We start from the raw sequence: 23017 nt of genomic DNA, 5'->3' as shown, positions 1-23017 counted from the left end.
CCGGCGCCGCCGCCGCGCGACGCTACTCCGCGTACATCGTGATCTCGGTCGCGACCTGGTTGGCCAGGTCGACCGTCGTGCGCCAGTCGGGGTGGCGCAGGATGATGAAGCCGTCGGACACGAGCGTGTGCTTCCAGTTCCGGCGCTGGGCGCCGACCGGCAACAGCCGTGACTCGACGACGTGGTCGCCGTGGGCGCGCAGGAACTCGCGCAGCCCGGTGACCCGGGTGATCCGGCCCTGGCCGAGCGCGCGCTTGAAGATGATCGCGACGTTGTAGCGCCGCGCGGTCGAGGCCTCGAACCGCCCCCAGCACACCGCCCGCGCCCACTCGCGGAACAGATCGATGTCGCAGGTGTAGTTCATCTGATCGACCAGGTGCGCGCCGCCCGGGCGACAGCCGATCTCGCCGAACACGACCTCGCCCGAGGGCTTCTTGAACCACTCCATGTGGGTGAAGCCGTCGCCCATGCCGAGCGCGCCGAGCACGCGGTGGCCCAGCGCGATGCCGGCGGCCACCGCCGGCTGCTCGAGGTTGCGGACCGTGACGATCACCGGGCTGACCCACTCGTTCGAGCGCGCGATCAGCGGCTTGGGCAGGTACTGCGCGACGTTCATGAACGCCGGCCGCCCGCCGACGCAGACCGTGTCGAACGTGAACTCGTCGCCGTCGATGAACTCCTCGAGGCTGGCCTCGGGCACGTGCTGGGTCCGCGCCATGACGGTCTCGAGGTCGCGGGCGCTGTCGAGCTGGTAGGTGTCGGCGCTGCCGGCGCCGGCGATCGGCTTCATCACCAGCGGGTAGCCCATGACCTCGGCCGCGGCCCGGGCCTCGGCCGCGGTCCGGACCCGGGCCGAGCGCGGCACGCGGACCCCGGCGGCGGCGACCCGCTCCTTCATGAGCTGCTTGTCGCGAAAGCCGAGGACCGTGTCGTAGCTCATGCCCGGCACGCCCAGGCGCTCGCGCAGCTTGGCGGCGGTCAGGACCATGACCTCCCAGTTGGCCGCGACGCGATCGACGCCGCGGCCACGCACCCACTGGTAGACCCGCTCGGTGACGTCGGCCTCGTCGAGGAGCCGCGGCACCTGCAGGTAGTCGGTCAGGTGTTGCTTGAGCGAGCGCGGCAGCGACGCGACCGGCGCGTCGCCGACGCCGTACACGCTGGCGCCGACCTCGGCCAGGCCGCGCGTGTACTGCTGCATCTCGGGGGGATAGGCGGGCGCGAGGAAGACGACCTTCATACGACGCGGACTCCTTGGGCGAGCCCGCGGGCGCGCCAGCCATCATGCTACAACGCGGCGATGCGCAACGTGGTGTTCGCCGCGCCGTTCCCGCTCGAGACCACCATGCGGTTCGCGCGGGCCGTCGCCCGCCTCGCCGGGGTCCGCCTGCTCGGCATCGTCCAGGAGCCGCCGCGCGGCGACGACGCGCGCCTGTACGCCGACGTCGTCGTCGTCGACGACGGCCTCGACACCGCCCAGCTCCTGGCCGCGGCCCGGACCCTCGCGCGCCGCCACGGCCCGCTGCACCGGGTGCTCGGGATCCTCGAGCCGCTCCAGGTCCAGCTGGCCGAGGTCCGGACCGCGCTCGGCGTCGCCGGGCCGACCCCGGCCACCGCCGATCTGTTCCGCGACAAGGCCCGGATGAAGGACGAGCTGCGCCGCCACGACCTGCCGTGCGCGCGCCACGCGCTGATCCGGACCTGGGCCGACGCCGAGGCGTTCGTCGCCCAGGTCGGCCTGCCGCTGGTGCTCAAGCCCCAGGCCGGCATGGGCTGCAAGTCGACCTGGCGGATCAGCTCGGCCGACGAGCTGCGGGCCGCGCTCAAGGCGCTCCACGCCGGCCCCGACCACCCGGCGCTGGCCGAGGAGTTCCTGCGCGGGCGCGAGTACAGCTTCGAGACCATCACGATCGGCGGCCAGGTCGTGTTCCAGTCGTGCTCGCGCTACTACCCGACGCCGCTCGAGGTCATGGAGACCCCGTGGATCCAGTGGGCGGTGGTGCTGCCGCGCGACATCGACGGCCCCGAGTTCGCCGACGCCCGCGCGCTCGGCGTGCAGACCGTGGCCGCGCTCGGCCTCGACACCGGCATGACCCACATGGAGTGGTTCCGCCGCGACGACGGGACCCTCGCGATCGGCGAGATCGCCGCGCGCCCGCCCGGCGCGCACATCGTGCTCGCCAACGGCTACGCCCACGACGCCGACCTGTACCGGGCCTGGGCCCGGGCCGTCGTCGACGAGGCCTTCGACGGGCCGTGGCCGCGGAGGTACGCCGTCGGCGTCGCCTACCTGCGCGGCGTCGGGCGCGGCCGCGTGCGCGCGGTCCACGGCGTCGACCGCGCCAACCAGCTGGTCGGCCACCTCGCGGTCGAGTCGCGCTTGCCCAAGCCCGGCACCCCGCGCGCCGACAGCTACGAGGGCGACGGCTACATCGTCGTGCGCGACCCCGACACCGAGGTCGTCAAGCGCGCGGTGTCGACGATCATCGAGACGATCCAGATCGAGTACGCCTGAGCGCCGCCGCGGCGCGCGGCGCGCGCCAGGCGTCTCGCGTCTCGGAGGGGAGGCTCGTCGGGGCTTGCCCCCGACGAGGGGATGCCTGGCGACAGGCCTCCCAGGAAACTCAGAGCTTGTAAGTTTTTCGGTCGAGCACCGGTCGGCGCGCCAGGCGTCTCGCGTCTCGGAGGGGAGGCTCGTCGGGGCTTGCCCCCGACGAGGGGAGGCCTGGCGACCTGGCCTCCCAGGAAACTCAGAGCTTGTAAGGTTTTCGGTCGAGCACCGGTCGACGCGCCAGGCGTCTCGCGTCTCGGAGGGGAGGCTCGTCGGGGCTTGCCCCCGACGAGGGGAGGCCTGGCGACAGGCCTCCCAGGAAACTCAGTTCGCCCACTCGACCGACACGTCGAAGCCGTGGCGGACGACCGACGAGTCGGTGACGAGGCGCAGGTAGTGGTAGCGGCCGGCGAACTCGTCGGCCGAGGTCGGGCCGGCGGCGCCGGTGTAGCGGCCGTCGAGGGCCCAGCGCCCGCCGCGCCACGAGTACACCTCGAGGAAGTCGTAGCTGGCCTCGAGGTCGAAGGCGCCGGTGGTGGTCAGGCGGATCTTGCTGGCGCCCTCGGGCGCGTAGACCTGCTTCCACTCCGACGCGCGGTTGCCGTACGGGTGCGCGGTGGTGAAGCGCTCGAACCCGTGCCAGGCCGGGCCCGCCTGCCAGGCGCAGGTGCTGGCGGCGCACGCCCAGGTCCCCGGCACCGCCACGTGTGGCAGCGCGGCGCAGTCGGCCGGCGCGTCGCAGTAGGACGCCGCCACGCACGCGCCGCTGGCGTCGGGGAACGGCGCCTCGAACGCGCTGACGTCGTAGCGGCAGCGGTTGTCGTCGGTGCAGGTCGGCGCGGCCAGGCCGCCGCAGGTGTCGCCGATCTGACCGCACGCGCCGGGGTGCCGGACCTCGACCTGGGCGCAGCCGGCGGCGCAGCCGTTGCTGTAGGTGCGGCCGTCGACGCCGCAGACCGGGTTGAACAGCGCCGGGCACACGCACGACGCGGCCTCGACGCAGGCGCCGGCCTCGCAGGTGAAGCCGCTGGCGCAGGTGAGCGCGCCGCCGGCGCCGCACGTGAACAGGTCCTCGATCTGCGCGATCAGCGCGGCGTCGTCGGCCGGGTGGCTGCCCTGGGGCCGGGTCGACGCGTAGCTCGCGGCGCCGACCGCGACCGACACCGCCTCGCTCCAGTTGCTCGGCTCGCTCGCGCCCGGACGCTCGAGGACGTGCCCGTCGAAGACGAACCGCACCGCCGCGGCCAGCCGATCGTGATCGATCGTGCCGAGCGTGGTCACCTCGACCGGCTCGCCGGGGCGATAGAACACGCGCTGGGCCGTGGTCCCGATCGCGCGGTGGCCGGTGTGGGTCCCCGCGAACCCGCCGCCGATCGTGTGCTCGAGCGCGACCGCGTCATCGGCCGCGCACGCGGTCGCGCCGCGGCACCCGCACACGTCGGGCGTCGGCGTGACGTCGACCTGCCCGGCCGCGCACGCCAGCACCGGCGGCAGCGGGCACCGCACGGCCGTGCGGTACTCGATCGCGTCGACGCGGAAGCCGTCCTTGACCACCGACGCGTCGGTGCTCAGCCGCACCGTGAGCCGCTGGGCGTCGCCGAGCGCGCCCCACTCCGACCACAGGTTGTCGCGGTTGCCGTCGAACGACTGGAACCGGCCGGTCGCGCTCTCGAGGTGGACGTAGTCGTAGCCAGCCTCGGTGCGGATGCTCGCGAAGTGCACGCGCGCGTCGGTGGCGCAGCTCGGCACCCGGCCCGCGAGGTCGATCGGATAGGCGCGATCGAGATCGTTGCCATACGGGTGCGCCGACTCGACGGCGATCTGCACGATGACGCCGTCGCCGTCGGACTTGCCCTCGGCCGGCGCCGCCGTCGGGCTGCCCGGCGGCAGCTCGCTCTCGAGCACGCCCTTGTCGGGATCGATCTTGTCGGTACACGCCGCCGCCAGCACCACCACCGCGAACACGCCAACGCTTCTGAGGTTCATGACGCTCAGCGTCGAAAGCAACCTTTGTTCCGCCGCGACACCCGGCCAAGGCCGCGAGACTCCGCGATCCTCGGTGGCGACTGGAGTGGCCACCGGCGCAGGCTGGCGAGTCGACCGGCCTGTGGCGCGGTGTCGCGCTGCCGCGTCATCGCGGTCGGTGTCGCGGCGAGGTCGCGGGGCGCGCCCCGCGGTCACGCGTGCTGGATGTAGTCGGTGAGATCGTAGATCGAGCGCTGCTGATCGCGGATGACCCAGCGGGTCAGGTCGCCCGCCGAGACCAGCCCCACGACCTGATCGCCGTCGACCACGGGCAGGTGGCGGTGACGGCGCGCGGTCATGATCGCCATCGCCTCCTCGACCGTCGTGCTCGGCTCGACGACGTTGAGCTCGGTCGACATCACCTCGCCGACCAGCAGCGTCGTCGGGTCGCGGCGCTCACCGACGACGCGCACCAGCACGTCGCGCTCGGTGAAGATCCCGACCAGGCGTGTGCCCTCGAAGACCAGCACCGATCCGATCTCGCGCTCGTTCATCAGTCCGACGGCGGCGCACACCGTCGCGCTGACATCCACCTTCTCGATCCGACCGACCTTCGCGTCGACGACCTTCCAGACCGGGCTCTGCATGGCGTCCTCCTCCTCGCGGCCCCAGTGCCGCACGACCATCTTCCCCTCGATCGACCCCGAAATCATCGACGGAGTTTTCGGTGCCCGCCGCTGCACTCGGCGGTCGTCGTGCAAAATTCCACGAGCGCTGGCGCTCAGCGCGCGCGCCGCCGACGGCGCAGCCCGAGCGCGCCGAGCAGCAGCAGCGCCCCGCCGGGACCGTGGCGCCCGGCGGCCGCGCAACCGCCGTCATCCTTGGGCGGATCCGGCGGCGTGACCGGCAGCGGCACGTACTGATCGACGAAGTCGAGCTCGCTCGCGACGAGGGTCTGCAGATCGAAGCCGCTGAGGCACAGGTCCGCGGTCCCGCCCGAGGTCACCCCCGCCACCTCGAGCCCGTCGGCGCCGGCCACGAACGACGGCCCGCCGCTGTCGCCGTAGCAGGTCGTGCGCCCGGTGCTCGTGTCGAAGCACATCAGGTTGGCCCCGCTCACCTCGGGATCGTTGACGGTCGCGCAGTCGATGTTGGCGACCTCGACCGCGCGCAGCACGCCGGCCCCTCCGCCGTTGTCGTCGGCGTCGCCGTAGCCGACCTGGGTGATCGCCGTCCCCGCCGCGGGCGCGACGCGATGGATCGGCGTGATCGCGTGGCCGGTCGCCGGGGCCGCCAGCTCGATCACCGCGATGTCGTTGTCCCAGGCGAACCCGTCGTAGCCGGGGTGGCCGTGGACCGCGGCGACCGCGACCTCGGCGCCGCCGCTGGTGTCGTTGACGTCGGCGTCGTCGAACCGGATCTTGAGCGAGGCCGCGGTCTCGCCCTCGACGCAGTGGGCCGCGGTCAGCACGTACCGCTCGTGCACCAGCGTGCCCGTGCAGAACCAGTTGCCCGGGCCGTTCTCGAGGGCCACCACCGACGGGAACTGGCTCGACGGGACCAGCGCGCCGCCGATGATCGCGTCGCCGCGCTCGCCCAGCGGGCGATCGTCGACGCAGGCGGTGGCGACGACAGCGAACAGCGCGGCGGCGAGCAGGGTGCGGGTCATGAGGGGCTCCGAGTATGCAGGGGCGCGGTCCCGCGGTGAAGAGCAAGCCGCGTACCCGCCACCCGATGCCCGGCGGCCGCGCGACGCAGCAATGATCTCGCTGGTCTCGCCCCGCGTGACGGCGTGCGGGCCCCGCTCGATCGCGACCCGCCGGCCTCACCCGGGGTGCGGAGGCCCGGGCGCGCGATCAGTACGGATCGGCGGGCACGGTCGCGCCGCCCGCCGCCGCGATCGATCGGGGCGGCACGGCCGTCGTCCCGGCCGGCAGCGCGATGGTGTCCCCGGCGCGCAGCTCGTGGACCGGCACGTCGGCCCACGCCAGCGGCGCACCGGCGGCGCAGGCCTGGGGCGGATCCCGTGGCGCCACCGCGTAGATCGCGCCCGCGCCCACGACGGTGCCGACGCCGTCGGGGTCGACCACGAGCGCGGTGCCCTCGTCGATCCCGAGGCCCAGCGGTCGCGCCGCCGTGCCGTCGACCAGCGCCCGCGCCACGAACGCCAGCAGCCGCCCCATCCGATCGCGGGCGGCGAAGTGGGTGTCGGTGATCACCTGGGCCAGCGGCGGCACCGCGACGAACCCGCGGGCGAAGGTCATGAAGCGATTGTAGGGGTCGGCCAGCGCCTCGTCGGAGTAGACCGAGCCGTTGCGCGCCGCGAACACCAGCTCGCCCAGCACCGCGCAGCCGGCGCTGGTGCCGCCGAGCACCGCGCCGCGCGCGTGGGCCGCGGTCAGCGCGGCCGCGACCGGCCCGTCGCCCCACGCCGCAAGGTACACGGCCTGATCGCCGCCGGCGAGGAACACCGCCTCGGCGTGATCGATCGTCCACGCGACGTACGGCTCCCGCGCCAGCGCCGCGCTGTCGACCAGCAGCGTCTCGACCGAGTCGACGCCGCCGATGGCGCGGTACAGGTAGTCGTTGTACCCGTCGGCGCCGGAGGCCCGCAGCACGACGACGTCGCCGCCGCCGATCCGGTCGCGCTGCCAGGCGAACGCGGCGTCGACGTCGGCGCCGCCGCCCATCAGGATCAGCCCGCCGCGGGTCGCGGTGACCGCGTCGGCCGCGTCGCCGGTCAGCCACCGGGTCAGCCCCGGCGGCGGCGCGGGCGCAGCGGCGTCCGCGGCCACCGCGTCGATCGGATCGCCGGGCGTCGCGCCCCCGCTACCACACGCAGCGACCAGCACGAGCACGAGCGCGCGACCCATGCCCGTGGCTACCCCACTCCGCGGCCTGCGCGCAACCGACGCCGCTCGCCATCGTGGATCAGCGCGGGCGGCACTCGGCGCGCAGCGCGGCGCCGAGCGGAGGCGACGGCTCGGTCACCGCGCGGGCGCACGCGACCAGCGCCGCGGTGCTCGCGTCGAGCGGCTCGCCGCACGGCGACTCCACGACGATCTGCCGCCGACGTCGCGGCGCCTCGTGGGTCGTGCGCACCACCGGCAGCGCATCGCACGTCGCGCCGAGGCCGTGCTTGAACCGGGCCCGCGTCACCGCGCGCGTCAGCTCGCGCATCGCCGCGCGCGACACGCAGCCCGACCGCCCCATCGCTTCGCCCGAGCCCGCCTCGCCCGCCCCGACCCACGTCCAGGTCCCCTCGGCGTAGATCGCCAGGGTCTGGGTCTGGACCGACGTGGTCTCGCCGGGCGGCACCGGCTGCGCCGGCTCGGTCTGGGCCCGATAGATCGGCGTCCCGACGCCGCGCCGTCGGCACTCGGCCGCCGCCGGCGTCGCCGTGACGGCGCCCGCGCCCGCCGCGATCGCGGCCACCAGCGCGAGCCGCGCGCGCGCGACACGAGCTCGTCCGCGCGTGGCGGGTGCAGGCCTCATCCCGCGAGTGTAGCGCGCCGCCGGCCGACGCGACCCCGCCTCGGTCTTCGGTGCCGTCGACGACGCCGCTGTTCGCGATCGAGCGCGCCGGGCGCACCTTCGTCATCACCCTGCAGTCGCCGGCCGACCAAGCCGAGGACGCGGCGCGGCTGGCCGAGGCGGTGGTGACGAGCCTGCGGGAGCCGCACGACGGGCGGCGTCAGGCGTCGAGGCCGAAGAAGTCCTTGAGCGCGCGCGGGGCCCGCGGATCGCCCAGCGCGATCGCGCGCCGCAGGTCGGCGATGGCGTCGGCGTCCTGGCCCAGCTTGTGGCGCGCGACCGCGCGGTTGACCAGCACGTGGGGGCGCTCGTCGATCGCCAGCGCGCGGGTGTAGTCGTCGATCGCGCGCGCGTACCTCGCCAGCCCGGCGCCGCCGACCGCCGTCAGCCCGGCGCCGTCGATGCGCAGGTTGCCGGCGGCGGCCGCGACCTGGCCGTGGCACACGCCGCGGTTGTAGTACGCCGAGGCGTCGCCTGGGTCGGCGGCGATGGCGGCGTCGAACGCGGCGATCGCCTGCGCGAGGCGCCCGAGCTTGAACTGCACGACGCCCAGGTTGTAGTGCGCGATCGCGTGCCCCGGGACGCGCGCGATCACCTCCCGATAGATCGCCGCGGCGCCGTCCGCGTCGCCGGCCTCCTCGAGCGCCACCCCCCGATCGATGTTCGGCCCCTCCGGGTCGTCGTCCGCCATGGGGCGAGGATGGCGCGGCCGAGCGCGGCGATCAACGGCGCCGCTGGCGACGACGCCTACGCCAGCCAGGCGCGCAGCTGCGCGACGACCTCGGGGTGATCGAGCAGATCGAGGTGGCCGGCGCCGGTGATGAGCCGCTGGTGCGCCTCGGGGAAGGCCAGGGTCAGCTCGGGCCGCGGGTGGCGCCCCAGCGCGCTGTCGACCGGCACGAGGCCGTCGCCCGGCGGGCGCTCGACCGGCGCGCGCGCGGTGGTCGCGGCGATCGCGTGGCAGGCGACGCCGTCGGGCAGGGGCGCGGGGCTGCGCTGGTCGGCGCCCGGCGCGAACCGATCGACGCCGGCCCAGTGCTCGTCGAGGACGTTGCCGTAGCGCAGGTCGGTGACGCCGGCGCTGCGCAGCTTGCCCAGGCGCGCGAGCGGCGCGCTGTACCGGCTGACGCCGAGCGCGCGCTCGAACAGGTTGCCGTGGCGCTCGAGCGGCGCGCCGTGGTGCGGCGAGCCCAGGCACACCAGCGCGCGCAGCGACCGGCGCCAGCCATGATCGGCCCGCTCGCCGACGACGCACGCGCTGCGCGCGACCAGGCCGCCCATGCTGTGGCCGAGCAGCACCAGCTCGTCGACCGGCGTCGGCCACGCCGTCACCAGGCCCTCGAGCAAGCCGGCCAGCTCGGCGCCGTTGGTCGACACGTGCCGCCCGCTGTTGTAGTGCGCGTAGACCGGCGCGAACCCCAGCGCCTCGGCCAGCGCCGCGCCGTGATCGTGGCCGCGGCGCCGCCAGCCGACGTCGCTCATGCTCGAGCCGTGGATCAAGACCACGAGCTTGCCGCCCGCCGCCGGGAACGCCGCGGCCAGCGCCGCGGGCTCGAGCACCAGCGGCACGCCGCCGTGGCGCAGCCGGCTCGGGATCGCCAGCGGGTTGCCGGTCGCCTCGAGCCAGTCGCCGACGACGCCGTTGATCGCCGCCAGCACCGCCTCGCGCTCGAACCCTGGGCGGCTCGCGCCCAGGATCGGCGACAGCTGCGCCAGCGCGCGATCGAGCCCGGCGCCCACCAGCGCCGCGACCCCGCGGACGCTGCCGTACACCAGCCCGGAGATCACGCGCCCCGGCAGCGTGATCGGCCGCGCCAGCCCGCCGGGCCCGTCGGCGATCGCCCGGTGCATGTCCTCGACCACGCTGGTCACCCCACGGGTCGCGTCGATCACCAGGCGGCTCGCGCCGCGCAGGTCGTCGCCGTGGTCGCGCTCGGCGGTCATCCAGCAAGCGTAGTCGGCCCCGTCGCCGTTGGACACCTGAACCGACGTCGGGCGCGTCAGAACGAGAAGTGGTTGGACGCGCCGGGCCGGAACGTCGGCGCGTCGCGGCGGATCGCCCAGATCCCGAACGCCATCACCGCCGCGCCCACGCCCATCGTGATCCCGCCGGCGGTGGTGAGCCCGCCGATGTCCTTCGATAGGCCGATCGGCAACAGCACGATGCCGGTCAAGAGCGAGGTCCCGCCGACCGAGGTCGCGACGATGCCGACCTTGCGCAGCGCGCCGGTGTGGTCCTCGTACACGCTCAGCGTGCGCCGGTAGACGCTCGCCTCGGGGCCGACGTGGACCAGCTCGACCTCGAGCGCGTCCCGGTCGCCGATCACTGGGAACCCGAGCATCACGTTGCCGGTCGCGACGTCCATGACGCAGGGCGACGCCGGGCACAGCAGGTGCGGCGCCTCGAACAGCCGGTAGCTGACCCGCCCCTGGTCGTCGGCGATCGGCTCCGAGCCCATGCCGACCCGCTGCACCGGCGTCGGACCATCGACGACATCGACCACCAGCCGCCCCTGCCCTTCAGTCAGCGCGGCGACGCCGACCGCGGGCGCGACCGGCAGCGGGGTCGGCGCTGCCGGCAGCCGCCGCACGCACGCGGGCAAGGTCGCGAACGACGACACCATCACCCCCGCCAGGGCCAGGGGGTGCGCCCGCCGTGGGAACCGGAGTAACCTCATGGGTGCACCACGGTCGTCATGACGTAGGTGGCGCGGGTGAATATTCATCTCGCCGACCGAGTCCGTCGTCTCGGGGGTTCGCCTCATGCGCTCATTGTCGCTCGTCTTGCCGCTCCTCGTCTGCGCCGGATGCGTCGGTGTGGTGGCGCGCCCGCCCCCGGGCATGACGATCTCGATCCGGGGCACGGTCCAGACCAGCGTCACGGCCAGCGGTCAGGTCCGCGCCAACGTCCCGGTCGTGGTCGCGCCCCGGCGCCCGCCGTCGCGATCGTCGGCGCGCCGGTCGTCGAGTTCTTCGGGATCCCGCTCGAGGGCGCCCAGGACGTGGTGTTCGTCCTCGATTGCTCCGGCTCGATGACCGACCCCGCGCGCGGCCGGCTCGCGCAGATCGCCGTGCCGGTCGTCGCAGCGCCGCCGCCGCCGCCGGTCCCGCAGCCACCCCCACCGCCCCCGCCGCAGCCCGGCGACCCGGCGGTGATCCCAGGCTACTCCGACCCGCCGCTGACGACGTCGCCGCCGCTGACCTCGCCGCCACCGATGCGGCCCGAGGAGCAGACGCCCCCGCCGATCGTGCAGCCCGCGCCCGCCCCCGCCCCGGTCCTCCCGCGCAAGTTCGACATCGCCCAGGCCGAGCTCATCGACGCGGTCCGGCAGCTCCCCGACGGCACGCGCATCAACGTCATCTTCTTCAACAGCGATCTCCAGGCCGTGGCCACCGAGCTGGTGACGCTCCAGGCCAACGACCGCGACCCGCTGGTGGCGTTCATCATGGACCGCGTCGCCACCGGCAGCACCGCCCTGACCCCGGCCATGCGCATGGCCTTCCTCATGAACGCCCGCCGGATCGTGCTGCTGTCCGACGGGCTCGGCAACGTCGGCGGCTCGTCGGGCGCGCTCCTGCGCGACGCCCGCGAGGCCGTGCGCGGCGGCGTCCGCATCGACGCCATCGGCCTCGGCGACGATCAGGACGCCCGGCTCCTGCACACGCTGGCCACCGAGAGCGGCGGCCTGTACCAGCGGCTGTAGCGCGCCGCGGCGCCGGCCGCGACCTCGGCGTGATACCTGGTCGTATGCGCGCGTGGCTGTCGTGTCTGCTCCTGGCGATCGCCTGCGGCGGTCACCCGCCCGGTCGATCGGCGCCGGTCGCCCCCGCGCCGGTCGCCCCCGCGCCGGTCGCCCCCGACGTCGCCGGGCCCGAGCCGACGCCGCCCGAGCCGACGCCGCCCGGGCCGAGGCCGGGTGAGCTGCCCGACGCGCCGCCGTGGACCGCGCCCGCGGCGCCGCTGCACGTGCTCGCGGTGCTCCCGCAGGTGCCGGCCGGGGCCCGCTACGTGCTCGGCGCCGACGTGGCCCGCCTCGCGCGCGGCGCCGCGGGCGGGGCGCTGCGCGAGCTCCTGGCGATCATCATCGGCGCGAGCCCGCCGGCGTGCAGGTCGATCACGACGGCGCAGTTCGCGCAGGTCGTCATCGCCGGGGTCGGGCTCCAGGGCGAGCAGGTCTACTTCCTCGGCCCCGCGCTCACCGAGCGCGCGACCGCCCCGTGCCTGACGGCCACGCTGCTGGGCAAGGACGGCGCGACGATCGAGCACAAGCCGCTGTCGGGCCGCACGGTCTACTACGCCGACGGCGCCGGCGCCGTCGACGACGTCGTGGCCTGGTCGAAGATCAGCGGCCCGATCTACGCCAGCCGCGAGGACTGGCTGGCCGCCGCGCTCGATCCGCGCGCGCCCAAGGCCACGCCCGACCTGGTCGCGCTGGCGGCCACGGCCGATCACGCGCGCATGGTGTGGCTCGCCGCGCTGGTCGCGCCGGCGGACCTCGCGCCGCTCGGCCTGCCCGACGGGCTGCTCGCCGGCCCGGTCGCCGTGCGCGCGGGCCTCGACCTCGGCGACGAGCTCGAGCTCGACGTCGACGTCACGTTCGCCACCGCCGACGCGGCCGCGCGCTTCGGCGACCTCGTGCGCCTCCAGGTGCCCGCGCTGCGCGCCGATCCCGACACCGCGCCCCTGGTCACCGACGTCCGGCTCGGGATCCACGGGGCCGAGCTGCGGCTGATCGTCCACGTCGATCGCGACGCGACCGCCGCGCTCATCGCGCGGCTCCACACGCCGTAGCCGACGACGCCACCGCGCGCCCGCCGCGCGCATCGCGCTCAGCCCGTCAGCTGATCGCGCTCGATCAGCGCCAGCAGGCCCCGCCGGGTCGCCTGCCACTGCCGCGTCAGCGCCGGGCTCACCGCGCCGAGCTCGCTCACCGCCTCGAGCAGCGGCCAGGTCGTCGTCGGCCGCCGCACCCACGCGCCGGCCGGGTCGCAGGTCCAGCCGGTCTTGCCCTCGAACGCGCGCCGCTCGACCCGCAGCGTCCCGTCGGGCGAGCGCGCCGCCAGGGCCGCCACCGTCGGCGCCACCGCGGCCAGCGGCAGCGCGCGGCCGTGCGCGGTCGCCCACGCCACCACCGCCGCCAGCCCACGCAGCGTGTCGTAGAAGTAGAACCGCGGGAAGCACAGCGCCCCCCAGCGCTCGGCCGCCACGCGCTCCTCGGCGTTGTGCCGCGTCGCCGAGCCGTGCACCAGCGCGCGCCCCAGCACCATCGCGGCCGCCCGGTCGCACGCCGCGCTCGCCGCCCGCCGGGTCATCGCCTCGAGCGGCGCGATCGTGCCCACCATCGAGCTCGGGCACTCGTCGGCCACCAGGTACGCGCGCTCGTCGCAGGTGTAGCCGCCGTCGGCCAGCTGGTAGCGGGGGTACCACGCGGCGGTCCACGGCAGCGCCGCCTCGACGTCGACGCCGCACGCCGTCAGCACGCGATCCATCGACCCCAGCGCGCAGTGGCACGACGCGTCCCGCGCACGATCGGCGCCCGGCGGCCAGTCCTCGTCGCGGAGCGGGAACGTGTGCAGCGGCAGGCGGTCGAGCCCCGCGACCATCGCCGCCACCGCCCGCGCTGGGATCCGCGCCGCCGCGCCCAGCTCGTCGAGCAGCACCATGCTCCACCACGGCGATCGCCACTTCGGCCAGTAGGTGTCGCGCGCCAGGCTCGCCATCGCCTCGTCCGACGCCAGGTACGCCGCCTCGTCGTCCATCGCGCGGGCCACCGCCGCCGGCTCCGCCAGCTCGACCTCGGGGATCGACGTCAGCCACGCGCGCAGGTCTGCCAGGTCCATGCCCCGACATCCTACCCGCGCCCAGGCAGCGGCACGACGAGATCGCGATCGCGCCGTGGCGCCGACGCGCCGCGATCGCGCGCAACGCGGCGCGCGTCTCAGGCATCCTTGTGGCATGGGCTACCTGGTGGTGCGGCAGGACGACAACGGCAACCGGGCGGTGATGGCGCGGTTCACCGATCGCGCCGACGCCGAGGCGATGGAGGCGGCGTTCACGGCGCGCGCGCACAAGCAGATCTACTGGGTCGAGGTCGCGCAGGCTGAGCCGACCGCCCCGACCGCCCCGACCGCCCCGACCGCCCCGACCGCCCCGACCGCCCCGACCGCCCCGACCGCCCCGACCGCCCCGACCGCCCCGACCGCCCGACCGCCCCGACCGCCCCGACCGAGCGTTGATCCGACGAGCGCGCCGCGCTCACATCGTCGTGCAGTCGACCGGCGGCATCGCGGCGATCCACGCGTGGATCAGCGCCGCGCCCTTGGTGTGGGTCAGCGACCGGCCCAGCAGCGGCATCATCGCGCCGACCTCCTCGGTCGACAGCCGGAAGTACAGGATGGACGTGTCGGGATCGCCCGGGACGATGTCGAACGCGAACCCGCCGGTGCCGGCGCCGGCGCTGCCCGGGCGCTTGCAGTACCCCAGCCGGAACAGGTCGACGTTGTCGTGCCCGAGGAACAGCTGCGACGTGATGCCCTGCACCGCGTTCGGGTCGTGGCAGTGCGCGCAGTTGATGTCCAGGTACGAGCGCGCGGCCTGATCGAGGTCGGCCGGCGGGATCGCCGCGACGCCGCCGGCGTCGAGCACGCGCAGATCGTACGCCGCCGGGATCGACGCGGTCGGCGGCGCGCCGGTCAGCATGCCCAGCGCGCCCAGGCGATCGAGCTGGTTGACCGTGCCGACCGCGCCGCCGTACGGGTAGGTGCGGTTCAGGTGCCGGGCCTTGACGCCGATCGGTACGATCGCCGGCGCCGCGGTCGGGCTGGCCTTGCGGGCGTGGCAGGTCTCGCACTGGTTCTTCTGCGGCACCAGGTAGTTCGACGTCCGCGGCAGGCCGTCGTCGTCGACGAAGCTGATCACCTGGACGTCGCCCGCGGGCGCCAGCTCGGCGTCGGTCTGGTCGTCGTTCCAGACGTAGGGCAGCGGCCGCCAGCCGTCCGGGTACCGGACCAGGAGCCGGGTCTCGATCAGGCGCACGCCGACGGTCGGCGCCCGCAGGTCGGCCGGGAACGCGAAGTTCTTGAGCAGCACCGAGCCCACCGGCAGGTCGAACACCAGCTCGGGATCGAACGTCGCCGCCGCGCCCGCGGGCAGGTACACCGCGCGTTGCTTCTGCGCGTAGTCCGAGAACAGCGGCGCGTTGAGGTCGTACGCGACGACCCGATCGTCGGTGGGGTTGAACGTGGTGCCGGTGGCCGGGTCCCAGGCGAACAGGTTGTACGCCGACAGCGTGGTCGGGGGCGACGCGGTGACGTCGACGTGGACCGGCTGGCTCAGATCGACGCCACCGCCGCCGTCGTCACCACCGCAGCCGACGGTGACCGCGACCGCGAGCGCCGCCAGGCCCAGCGTGCAGGAGCTCCGCATGACAGCCTCCGGGCCTCAGGGCAGGACGACGTCGGCGATCGGGCCGCCGGCGAGCGTCGTGCAATCGAACGGCGCGAACGGCGCCGCCGGCCGGAAGAACGGGACCAGGTTCGCGGCCGACTGCACGGCGAGGTTCATGCTCGCGAACGTGCCGTTGGTGTTGCCGCCGACGCAGATGTGGTTGTCGTTGGTGTTCATCGTCGGGTCGGTCGAGTCGAACCCCGCCTCGCCGATGCTGTCGTAGAGCACGCTGTCGACCGGGTTGGTCGCGTAGGTGAGGATGAGCAGCACGCCGAACTGGAGCGGGTCGGCGGTGTCGGGGTGCAGCCCCGAGCCGGTGTGGGTGTTCCCGGCGACGACGATGTTCTCGCTGCGGTAGTTGGTGATCGTGTTGGCGCCGGCGCCGGGGATCAGCCCGAGGTCGTTCCACTGGCCGGCGATCGTCGTCGTGTCGAGCTCCCAGCTGGTCTCGCGGCCCTCGATCACCAGGCCGCTGACCAGCGCGATGTCGCCGGTGTTGTTGTTCTCGTAGGTGTTGCCGGTGATCTCGACCCGGCGCGACGCCATCGCGAACGTGCCGGTCCCCGACGGGATCGACGCGACCGTGCCGCCGGGGCGAAGTTGACGTGGTTGTTGTTGCGGATGATGTTGTCGCGCAGCCGCACGTCGCGCCCGACGATCGGGTTGCCGGGCAGGTCGAACACGACGATGCCGCCGGTGTTGTCGTCGGCGGTGTTGCCGTAGACGTCGGCGTACTGGGTGTTCTCGATCTCGAGGCCGGCGACGTTGCCGGTGACCGTGTTGTTGCGGACGATCACGTGCTGACACTGCCCGACGTACAGGCCGGCGTCGGACGCGTTCACGGCCTGGCTGTCCTCGACCAGCACGTGCTGGGACTTGACCGGGTAGATGCCGTAGGCGCCGTTGGTCGAGTCCGACGGGGTCGACCACGCCGCCTTGATCCGGCGGAACACGACGCCGTCGCTGGCCTCGACCCGGATGCCGTCCTTGGGCGCGTCCTGCACGGTCAGGTCCTGGACCAGGAAGTCGTCGCCCTGGACGTCGACGCCGTTGACCTGCGCCGCGGTCGTCGCGTAGTCGAGGATCGTGACGTCGATGCCCTGGCCGATGAGGTGGGTGCCGGCCGAGCGGATCGTCAGCGAGTTGGTCATCGCGAACGTGCCCGAGCCGAGCACGATCGTCGTGCCCGGCGCGATCGTGTTCACGGTCGTCTGCAAGAGCTCGACGTCGCCGCCGTTGATCTGCACGCACGTCCCGGTGACGTCCGCGCACGAGTTGGTCGGGAAGTTGTTGTCGTCGCCGCCGCAGGCAGCGAGGGCCACCACCAGCGCGGCCGCCGTGAACATCGTTCGAGTCATGAGTCCTCCGTGCGGTATCGTGCCGCACCTGGCTTGAGCATTCCTGCGGTATGTAACATACTCCGGGTATGGCCGTCACGCGCCGCGCGCTCCATGTCGAGGACACGCGACGAGCGCTCCTGGCCGCGGCCCGTCACGAGTTCGCCGCCCGCGGCTACGCCCAGGCGTCGCTCGACGACATCGCCGCGCGGGCGCGGCTGACCAAGGGCGCGCTCTACCACCACTTCAAGAGCAAGGCCGCGCTGCTCACCGCGGTCTACCTCGAGATGGAGGAGGAGCTCGCGGTCCAGGTGAGCGACGCGGTCGCCGCCTGCGCTGGTGACGCGCGGGCCCGGCTGTTCGCCGCGGTCGGCGCGTTCTTCGCCGCGTCGGCCGAGCCCGCGTACGCGCGGATCGTCCTGCGCGACGCGCCGGGCGTGCTCGACCGGGTCGAGGGCCGCTCGATCGACCACGCCATCGGCCTGGGCCTGGTCACCGCGCTGGTGACCGGGCTGCGCGACGAGGGTCGGCTCGGGCCGCAGCTGCCGCTGACGATGGCGGCGCGCATGCTCCTGGCCGCGGTCAGCGAGATCGCGATGAGCATGGCCCACGCCGACGACCCGGCGGCGGTGCAGCGGGACGGCATGCTCGTGATCGACGCGCTCGTGACCGGCCTCGCGCTGGCCACCGCGCGCCCCGCCGACGTCGCGCTGGACGCGGTCGCGTGAGTCCGCGCCTGGGCCGCGTCGCGGCGATGATCATCGCGAGCGCCACCGGCTGCGCCGTGCCGGCGTCGTCGCCGCGGCCGCCGCCGACCGCCGCGCCGACCGCCGACGCGCCCGACGAGATCGTCGCGAGCTGGGCCGAGCTGCGGCCACGCCTCTACGCGATCTATCGCGGCCAGCTCGCGTTCGAGCCCGGCGCCGCGTGCGCGCGCGACCTGCGGCCGGTCGACCCCGCCGACGCCTGAGCCGCGCCGCGCCGCGCCGCGCACCAGGCCTGGCGCGCGCGGGGCGCCCGCCGACGGCCGATGAATACCCGCCCGGCCGTCCTCGTCGGTGATCCCTGCTGTGCAACCGCTCGATCGCCGTCGTCGCCTTGACCAGCCTGGTCGGGTTGTCCGTGCTCGCGGCCCCGGCGGCGGCCGATCGCCGGCGGCGCGGCCACGGCTGGCACCACCGCCACCACGCGCGCACCGTCGACGCGCGCCGTCGCGCACCCACGCCGCCCCTGACGCCCGCGCCGGCCGCGCCGATCGCGCCCGCCACGCCGGCGCTGTTCGGCATCGGCGGCGGCGAGGACGATCCGCGCACCCACGTCGCGTTCGACGCGCCCGGCGAGCTCGTCGCCGCCAGCGCCCGCGTCGTCGTCGACCGGGTCGCGCCGACCGGCCTCAACTTCTTCGCGCTGCAGGTGAACTTCAACAACGGCACCTGGGCCCACGGCGGCCTCCAGGACGTCGACGGGCCCGCCGGCACGCGGACCCGCCAGATCAACTGGGGCGGCCTGGTCAACCGCGGCGGCGGCAGCGCCGACTACGAGCAGCAGGACGACCGCGCCGACCTCGCGCGGATCCAGAACCCGCCGGTCGGACAGCACCTGGGCCCCTACGCCTGGCGCACCGGCGTCGCGTACGAGTACCTCGTCGAGCGCGGCGCGCGGGTCAGGTTGCCGGCCGGCGACTACCGCCTGATCCCGGGGCGTCCGCTGGTGCGCGTCGCCAAGGCCCGGACCATGTACGAGTGGCGCTTCACCGTCCGGCCAGTGGCCGGCGACGGCCCGACGTTCGTCGCGGTCCTCTACGACGCCGCCGACGCGATCACCAGCTTCTACCTGTGGAACGAGTCGGGCTACGGCTCCACCGACGCCGCGCAACACACGCGCTGGTGGGCCCCGCGGTACGTCGAGGCCGGCGCGTCCGGCGCGCGCGAACCCGCCGCGTGGCACCGGTTCTGACCGCGGGCGCGGTCGAGCGGTCCGCGGCGATCGGGATCAGCGCGCGCGCAGGCCTCCGTCGGCCTGGCGGACGTGCACGATCGAGCGCGTGGTCGGCCCGGCCGCGCACGTCTCGGGATCGGGCTCATCGCCGGCGCACAGCTGCGGCTGGCAGGTCTCGACCTGGACCACGTCGAGATCGCCGTCGCAGTCGGCGTCGACCGCGTGCAGCGTCGACGTGCACAGGTCGAGCACCTCGGCCTCGGGCTGCGCGCCGACCTGCGCCGTCAGGTGCGGCGCGAGGGTCTCGACCGCGAACGACGCCACCCAGGTCGTCGTCGTCGATCCGACCGCGGGCTGCGGCGGGCCCATCAGCTCGTAGGTGACCCACACGTCGCGCGCCCCGTCGCCGTCGCGATCGTCGACCGCCAGCCCGACGACGCGGACCGGCAGATCGCCGATCGCGGCGAGCTCGACGTCGAACTGGAGCTCGGCCCGGGCCCGGACCGTCGGCGTCGCGCCGGCCGGCACCGCGAACAGCGTCGGGTTGCACCGGTCGGCGTCCGACGTCTGGCCGCAGTCGCCCTCGACCCCGACCAGCAGGCGCCCGCCCGCGTCGTCGGGCGCCGCCGCCAGCACGACCCAGTCCGCGGGCAGCGCCGCGGCCGCGGGCTCGTCACCGGGCTCGCCCGCGTCGTCGCCGGCGGCCGCGTCGAACGCGATGCCGCCGGGCGCCGCTGGATCGACGCACAGCGGTCGCGCCGCCGGCGGCGCGGTCCGCGCCGGCGCACCACCGCACGCGATCAAGACGCCGCCGGACGATGCCAGGACCAGGGACCATGCGCAGCGCATGGCCGCACTGTAGTCCAGCGGTGGGCGCGGAGTGGTCGCCCGGACCACCATCCGAGCTAGTACCTCGCCGCAATGAATTTGACCGGTTGAGGACGCCGATCCATCGCCGATCGCTGCGTTGAACCTCCTCGAGTTCCAGCGAGGAGCCCGTCGTCGGTTCGCCTTGCGCTCGGCGCGCCTCGACGCCCGCAACCGGTCAGATCCACTGCGGCGAGGTACTAGGCCGACACCGCGCGCGGTCGTCCGGCGCTCAATCGGCGTCGCCGGCCGGCCGGCCGGCGCGCGTTCGGCTCGGCGGCGAGCCCGGCCGCGCGATCACCGCGTCGTCCCCCCGGCCGCGCCTTGATGTCGGCCGGAGCAGATGCGACCATGCGGTCGTGGCTCCTGGGGTGGACAACGGCGACGTGGACCAGCACGCCACGCTGCAGCGACGGATCGCGACGCTCGAGGCCGAGCTGCGCGACCACCGCCGCGAGCGCGCGATGGTGCGCACGCTGCTCGAGACGATGCCGGCCGTCGTGGTGCGGATCTCGCTCGACGGCACGATCGAGTTCGTCAACCGGGTGCTGCCCGAGTACGCGTCGCGGCCCCCGATCGGTCACTCGATCTACTCGTTCGCGCCGCCGGATCAACACGACGTCATGCGCGCGGCGCTCGAGAAGACCCGCCGGACCGGCGAGGTGTCGTCGTTCGAGAGCATCGCGCAGGCGCCCGACGGCACGCGCGACTGGTACTGGAGCGTCGTCGGGCCGATCCACGAGGGCGGCGCGCTGGTCGGGCTCACGTTGATCTGCACGAACATCACCCGGGTCAAGCGCGCCGAGCAGGAGCTGCGCGACGGCCACGCGCACCTCGCGCTCGCCCTCGACGCCGGCGGCGTGGGCGTGTGGCGGTGGGACGCGCCGACCGACGCGGTCACCTGGGACGCCAAGCTGTGCCAGATGTTCGGCGTCGCGCCCGAGGCCGCGCCCCGGACCCGGGCCGAGTTCCTGGCGCTGGTGTCCGACGATCAGCGCCCGGCCATGCGCGCGCACATCGACGCGGCGATGGCGTCGGGCGTCTACGTCGACTTCGAGCTGCGCGCCGACGGCCCGGGCGAGGTGCGGTGGTTCATCATCAAGGGCGGCGTCGTGCGCGACGGCGACGGCGCGATCGTCGGCCTGATCGGCGGCGTCGTCGACGACACCCAGCGCCGCCGGCTCGAGGTCCAGGTCGCCGACGCCCAGAAGCTCGACGCGCTCGGCCAGCTCTCGGCCGGCGTCGCCCACAACTTCAACAACATGCTCGCGGCCATCGTCCCGGCGATCGAGCTGGCCGCGCGCGAGGTGCGCCCGCCGGTGGCCGAGATCCTCGGGGGCGCCCGCGACGCCGCGCTGCGCGCCGCCGACCTGGTCAAGCAGCTGATGCAGTTCAGCCGGCGCGACCACGCGGCCCGGCCGCGCCTCGAGTCGCTCGAGCGCGTGCTCGCGCGCGCTGCTGCTGTGCCGCAACACGTTCGGCCGCGAGATCGCCCTGACCGAGCGCGGGATCGGCCTGGCCACCGCGGTCACCGTCGACGGGCCCCAGATGGAGCAGGCGCTCGTGAACCTGTTCATCAACGCGCGCGACGCGCTCCAGGGCGTCGACTCGCCGCGCGCCCAGATCGAGGTCATCGTCGAGCGACGCCCCGGCCGCGTCGGCGCCCCGGCCGCGCTGCAGGTGCAGGTCCGCGACACCGGCGCCGGCATCGCGCCCGATATCCGCGGGCGCGTGTTCGAGCCGTTCTTCACGACCAAGCCGATCGGCCACGGCACCGGGCTCGGGCTCGCCACGGTCTGGGCGTCGGTCCGCGCGCACCGGGGCTCGATCAGCTGTGACTCCGCGCCCGGCGGCGGCACGACCTTCACGATCCAGCTGCCGCTCGACGACCGCGCCGCCGACGCCACGCCCGAGGGCGCGCCCGCCGACGCCACGCCCGGCAACGGCGAGCTGGTGCTGATCATCGACGACGAGCCGGCGCTGCGCCAGATCATCGCCGCGCTGCTCACCCGCGCCGGCTACCGGGTCGCGACCGCCGCGTCTGGCGCCGAGGGCGTGGAGCGCTTCCGCGCAGCGCCCGCCGACCTCGTGCTGCTCGATCACTCGATGCCCGGCCAGCCGCCCGCGACCACGCTCGCGCAGCTCCGCGCCCTCGCCCCCGGCCTCCCGATCATCTCGTTCAGCGGCCTCGGCGCCACGCTGGTCGACGCCACCGCGCACCTGCACAAGCCGGTCGACTCGAACACGCTGCTCGCCGCGATCCGCGCGGTCCTGCCGCCGGCGCCGTAGCGCCGCGCCTACTGCGCCAGCACCTTCCAGGAGATCACGCGGTCGAGCCGGGCGCCGTAGGCCACCTTGGTGCTTGTCGCCGATGACGACGGCCTGGCCGCCGCCGTGCTTGGTGGTGTAGACGACGTGGTTGTCGGGCGTCCAGTAGTGCTGCATGACCGGCCCGATCGGCGTGATCATCTTGTCGTCGATGACGAGCCCGCCCCCGGCGGCGTAGAGCAGGTGGGCGCTGTCGGGGCTCCACTCGGGCATGGTCGTCCCGGTGTACGGCCGGCTCTCCTTGCCGTCGAACCCGATGATGGTCTGTCCCGCGCGCGTGCCGCTGTACGCGAGCCGGCCGGACGCGCTCCAGTACAGGCCCGTGATCCGGTCGAACGCCGCGCCGGCTTGTCCCCGCCACCTGGAACTCCTGCCGTCGGCCGCGCCGATGTACGCGACCTGCGCGCCGACGGGGCTGAACGAGATCTCGGTGGCGCGCCGGTCCTCGGGGATCGTCCCCAGGACCTTCTCCTCGAAGCTCACCTCGACCGGCGGCGGCGCCGGCGGCGGCGCGGGAGTCGATGGCGTCGCCGGCGTCGACGGTGGGGCGGCGGCGGTCCCGGCCGGCTCGCTCTTCTTCTTGCCGCACCCTGGCACAGCGGCCAGGAGCAGCGCCAGGAGCGGGCCGATGACGTTCTTCAAGGTGTCCTCATGGTGTGATGGACCTGCCACCGTCGCGCCCGGGTCCACGCCCGCGCGTGCCCGGCGACCGCGCGGCTCGCGGCCCGCGCTGCGGCGGCGCGCGGGTCGTCCCAGGACGGCCCGGCCAGGACGGCCCCGCGCGCTCCACCGTGCGCAGTTCGGCGTAGCGCGCGACGCCCCGTCCCCGGCGCCGCCGACGCGGCGCGCTCAGCAGCCGCAGGCGTCGTACCGAAGCTCGGCGGTGCTGACACCGGTGGCGCCGCCCGGACCGCGCTCGTACGGCGCCGGCGCGGTGCCGGCGCGGACGGGCACGCCCACCAGCTCGAGGCCCGTCGCCATCGCGCCGCGGCGGGAATACACCGCGCGCGGCGATGGTCCGGAATGACCGAGCACACCATCCAAGGAGGC

Annotated in this window: 22 protein-coding genes and 3 pseudogenes; 11 read left to right on the top strand and 14 right to left on the bottom strand. The window is 74.6% G+C overall.

The features are described from left to right. Positions 1-22 precede the first annotated feature (22 nt). Positions 23-1240 carry an ATP-grasp domain-containing protein gene (locus tag IPL61_13480; GenBank protein ID MBK9032302.1) on the bottom strand — a complete coding sequence of 406 codons (1218 nt, stop codon included), beginning with the start codon at positions 1238-1240 and terminating at the stop codon, positions 23-25. A gap of 60 nt (positions 1241-1300) precedes the next feature. Here IPL61_13480 and IPL61_13475 point away from each other — a divergent pair, with 60 nt between their 5' ends. Further along, positions 1301-2515: an ATP-grasp domain-containing protein gene (locus IPL61_13475; protein MBK9032301.1), complete on the top strand. Its 1215-nt coding sequence runs from the start codon at positions 1301-1303 to the stop codon at positions 2513-2515. Between the two features lie 360 nt (positions 2516-2875). On the opposite strand, the gene IPL61_13470 is transcribed toward IPL61_13475, so the two are convergent. The 8 genes from IPL61_13470 to IPL61_13435 form a co-directional block, all read right to left on the bottom strand. Beyond that, positions 2876-4537, bottom strand: a complete 1662-nt coding sequence (locus tag IPL61_13470) for a hypothetical protein (protein MBK9032300.1) — start codon at positions 4535-4537, stop codon at positions 2876-2878. Between the two features lie 191 nt (positions 4538-4728). Continuing rightward, a complete protein-coding gene (locus tag IPL61_13465) occupies positions 4729-5163 on the bottom strand; it encodes a CBS domain-containing protein (protein MBK9032299.1) in 435 nt (144 codons plus the stop codon). 134 nt (positions 5164-5297) lie between these two features. After that, positions 5298-6185: a serine protease gene (locus IPL61_13460; GenBank protein MBK9032298.1), complete on the bottom strand. Its 888-nt coding sequence runs from the start codon at positions 6183-6185 to the stop codon at positions 5298-5300. A 187-nt stretch (positions 6186-6372) separates the two neighbouring features. Then, positions 6373-7389 carry a cyanophycinase gene (locus tag IPL61_13455; GenBank protein MBK9032297.1) on the bottom strand — a complete coding sequence of 339 codons (1017 nt, stop codon included), beginning with the start codon at positions 7387-7389 and terminating at the stop codon, positions 6373-6375. A gap of 58 nt (positions 7390-7447) precedes the next feature. Then, on the bottom strand, positions 7448-8011 hold the full coding sequence (locus IPL61_13450; protein MBK9032296.1) for a hypothetical protein: 564 nt from the start codon (positions 8009-8011) through the stop codon (positions 7448-7450). A gap of 199 nt (positions 8012-8210) precedes the next feature. Continuing rightward, complete coding sequence (locus IPL61_13445; GenBank protein MBK9032295.1) at positions 8211-8741, bottom strand: tetratricopeptide repeat protein; 531 nt, start codon at positions 8739-8741, stop codon at positions 8211-8213. A gap of 56 nt (positions 8742-8797) precedes the next feature. Then, positions 8798-9994 (bottom strand): alpha/beta hydrolase, encoded by a 1197-nt coding sequence (locus IPL61_13440; protein ID MBK9032294.1) that lies wholly within the window; start codon positions 9992-9994, stop codon positions 8798-8800. A gap of 56 nt (positions 9995-10050) precedes the next feature. Further along, positions 10051-10728: a hypothetical protein gene (locus IPL61_13435; protein MBK9032293.1), complete on the bottom strand. Its 678-nt coding sequence runs from the start codon at positions 10726-10728 to the stop codon at positions 10051-10053. Between the two features lie 324 nt (positions 10729-11052). Between IPL61_13435 and IPL61_13430 the strand changes: the two genes are divergently transcribed. After that, positions 11053-11754 (top strand): VWA domain-containing protein, encoded by a 702-nt coding sequence (locus IPL61_13430; protein ID MBK9032292.1) that lies wholly within the window; start codon positions 11053-11055, stop codon positions 11752-11754. Positions 11755-11798: 44 nt separating this feature from the next. Next, positions 11799-12842 carry a hypothetical protein gene (locus IPL61_13425; protein ID MBK9032291.1) on the top strand — a complete coding sequence of 348 codons (1044 nt, stop codon included), beginning with the start codon at positions 11799-11801 and terminating at the stop codon, positions 12840-12842. Between the two features lie 38 nt (positions 12843-12880). Here IPL61_13425 and IPL61_13420 read toward each other — a convergent pair whose 3' ends face one another. The 4 genes from IPL61_13420 to IPL61_13405 all read right to left on the bottom strand — a co-directional run bounded on the left by IPL61_13420 (position 12881) and on the right by IPL61_13405 (position 16855). Further along, on the bottom strand, positions 12881-13891 hold the full coding sequence (locus IPL61_13420) for a hypothetical protein (GenBank protein MBK9032290.1): 1011 nt from the start codon (positions 13889-13891) through the stop codon (positions 12881-12883). 415 nt (positions 13892-14306) lie between these two features. Further along, positions 14307-15476, bottom strand: coding sequence for a hypothetical protein (locus IPL61_13415; protein ID MBK9032289.1), 1170 nt, complete (start codon positions 15474-15476; stop codon positions 14307-14309). A gap of 15 nt (positions 15477-15491) precedes the next feature. Further along, positions 15492-16043 (bottom strand): hypothetical protein, encoded by a 552-nt coding sequence (locus IPL61_13410; protein MBK9032288.1) that lies wholly within the window; start codon positions 16041-16043, stop codon positions 15492-15494. Further along, the gene (locus IPL61_13405) at positions 15959-16855 is read right to left on the bottom strand and encodes a right-handed parallel beta-helix repeat-containing protein (protein ID MBK9032287.1); all 897 of its coding nucleotides are present in this window, start codon (positions 16853-16855) and stop codon (positions 15959-15961) included. Before IPL61_13405 ends, IPL61_13410 begins: the two co-directional genes overlap by 85 nt. Positions 16856-16923: 68 nt before the next feature. Here IPL61_13405 and IPL61_13400 point away from each other — a divergent pair, with 68 nt between their 5' ends. The 3 genes from IPL61_13400 (at position 16924) to IPL61_13390 (ending at position 18790) form a co-directional block, all read left to right on the top strand. Continuing rightward, complete coding sequence (locus IPL61_13400) at positions 16924-17562, top strand: TetR/AcrR family transcriptional regulator (protein MBK9032286.1); 639 nt, start codon at positions 16924-16926, stop codon at positions 17560-17562. Continuing rightward, the gene (locus IPL61_13395) at positions 17559-17804 is read left to right on the top strand and encodes a hypothetical protein (GenBank protein ID MBK9032285.1); all 246 of its coding nucleotides are present in this window, start codon (positions 17559-17561) and stop codon (positions 17802-17804) included. Before IPL61_13400 ends, IPL61_13395 begins: the two co-directional genes overlap by 4 nt. A 128-nt stretch (positions 17805-17932) precedes the next feature. Next, positions 17933-18790, top strand: coding sequence for a hypothetical protein (locus IPL61_13390; GenBank protein ID MBK9032284.1), 858 nt, complete (start codon positions 17933-17935; stop codon positions 18788-18790). A gap of 36 nt (positions 18791-18826) precedes the next feature. Here IPL61_13390 and IPL61_13385 read toward each other — a convergent pair whose 3' ends face one another. Then, entirely contained in the window at positions 18827-19621 is a 795-nt protein-coding gene (locus IPL61_13385) for a hypothetical protein (GenBank protein MBK9032283.1), read from the bottom strand. 482 nt (positions 19622-20103) lie between these two features. Between IPL61_13385 and IPL61_13380 the strand changes: the two are divergent. The 5 genes and pseudogenes from IPL61_13380 (at position 20104) to IPL61_13360 (ending at position 22994) form a co-directional block, all read left to right on the top strand. Next, a pseudogene (locus IPL61_13380) lies at positions 20104-20454 on the top strand (PAS domain S-box protein). A 108-nt stretch (positions 20455-20562) separates the two neighbouring features. Further along, positions 20563-20790, top strand: a pseudogene (locus tag IPL61_13375) (PAS domain-containing protein). Between the two features lie 111 nt (positions 20791-20901). Beyond that, a pseudogene (locus IPL61_13370) lies at positions 20902-21048 on the top strand (hypothetical protein). A gap of 154 nt (positions 21049-21202) precedes the next feature. Continuing rightward, positions 21203-21928: a response regulator gene (locus IPL61_13365; GenBank protein ID MBK9032282.1), complete on the top strand. Its 726-nt coding sequence runs from the start codon at positions 21203-21205 to the stop codon at positions 21926-21928. A 250-nt stretch (positions 21929-22178) separates the two neighbouring features. Next, positions 22179-22994, top strand: a complete 816-nt coding sequence (locus tag IPL61_13360) for a hypothetical protein (protein MBK9032281.1) — start codon at positions 22179-22181, stop codon at positions 22992-22994. Positions 22995-23017 lie beyond the last annotated feature (23 nt).

This window comes from Myxococcales bacterium (assembly GCA_016717005.1).
Classification (GTDB): domain Bacteria; phylum Myxococcota_A; class Polyangia; order Haliangiales; family Haliangiaceae; genus UBA2376.
This window is presented reverse-complemented; position numbering and strand designations above follow the sequence as displayed.

Excerpts from the sequence above, each read along its gene's own strand:
- IPL61_13480 (MBK9032302.1), bottom strand. The coding sequence starts at position 1,240 with ATGAAGGTCGTCTTCCTCGCGCCCGCCTATCCCCCCGAGATGCAGCAG.
- IPL61_13415 (MBK9032289.1), bottom strand. The coding sequence starts at position 15,476 with ATGCGGAGCTCCTGCACGCTGGGCCTGGCGGCGCTCGCGGTCGCGGTC.
- IPL61_13435 (MBK9032293.1), bottom strand. The coding sequence starts at position 10,728 with ATGAGGTTACTCCGGTTCCCACGGCGGGCGCACCCCCTGGCCCTGGCG.
- IPL61_13455 (MBK9032297.1), bottom strand. The coding sequence starts at position 7,389 with ATGGGTCGCGCGCTCGTGCTCGTGCTGGTCGCTGCGTGTGGTAGCGGG.
- IPL61_13420 (MBK9032290.1), bottom strand. The coding sequence starts at position 13,891 with ATGGACCTGGCAGACCTGCGCGCGTGGCTGACGTCGATCCCCGAGGTC.
- IPL61_13445 (MBK9032295.1), bottom strand. The coding sequence starts at position 8,741 with ATGGCGGACGACGACCCGGAGGGGCCGAACATCGATCGGGGGGTGGCG.
- IPL61_13425 (MBK9032291.1), top strand. The coding sequence starts at position 11,799 with ATGCGCGCGTGGCTGTCGTGTCTGCTCCTGGCGATCGCCTGCGGCGGT.
- IPL61_13450 (MBK9032296.1), bottom strand. The coding sequence starts at position 8,011 with ATGAGGCCTGCACCCGCCACGCGCGGACGAGCTCGTGTCGCGCGCGCG.
- IPL61_13405 (MBK9032287.1), bottom strand. The coding sequence starts at position 16,855 with ATGACTCGAACGATGTTCACGGCGGCCGCGCTGGTGGTGGCCCTCGCT.
- IPL61_13360 (MBK9032281.1), top strand. The coding sequence starts at position 22,179 with ATGGTCGTCCCGGTGTACGGCCGGCTCTCCTTGCCGTCGAACCCGATG.
- IPL61_13400 (MBK9032286.1), top strand. The coding sequence starts at position 16,924 with ATGGCCGTCACGCGCCGCGCGCTCCATGTCGAGGACACGCGACGAGCG.
- IPL61_13465 (MBK9032299.1), bottom strand. The coding sequence starts at position 5,163 with ATGCAGAGCCCGGTCTGGAAGGTCGTCGACGCGAAGGTCGGTCGGATC.
- IPL61_13385 (MBK9032283.1), bottom strand. The coding sequence starts at position 19,621 with ATGCGCTGCGCATGGTCCCTGGTCCTGGCATCGTCCGGCGGCGTCTTG.
- IPL61_13440 (MBK9032294.1), bottom strand. The coding sequence starts at position 9,994 with ATGACCGCCGAGCGCGACCACGGCGACGACCTGCGCGGCGCGAGCCGC.
- IPL61_13470 (MBK9032300.1), bottom strand. The coding sequence starts at position 4,537 with ATGAACCTCAGAAGCGTTGGCGTGTTCGCGGTGGTGGTGCTGGCGGCG.
- IPL61_13475 (MBK9032301.1), top strand. The coding sequence starts at position 1,301 with ATGCGCAACGTGGTGTTCGCCGCGCCGTTCCCGCTCGAGACCACCATG.
- IPL61_13410 (MBK9032288.1), bottom strand. The coding sequence starts at position 16,043 with ATGGCGTCGCGCCGGGTCGAGATCACCGGCAACACCTACGAGAACAAC.
- IPL61_13460 (MBK9032298.1), bottom strand. The coding sequence starts at position 6,185 with ATGACCCGCACCCTGCTCGCCGCCGCGCTGTTCGCTGTCGTCGCCACC.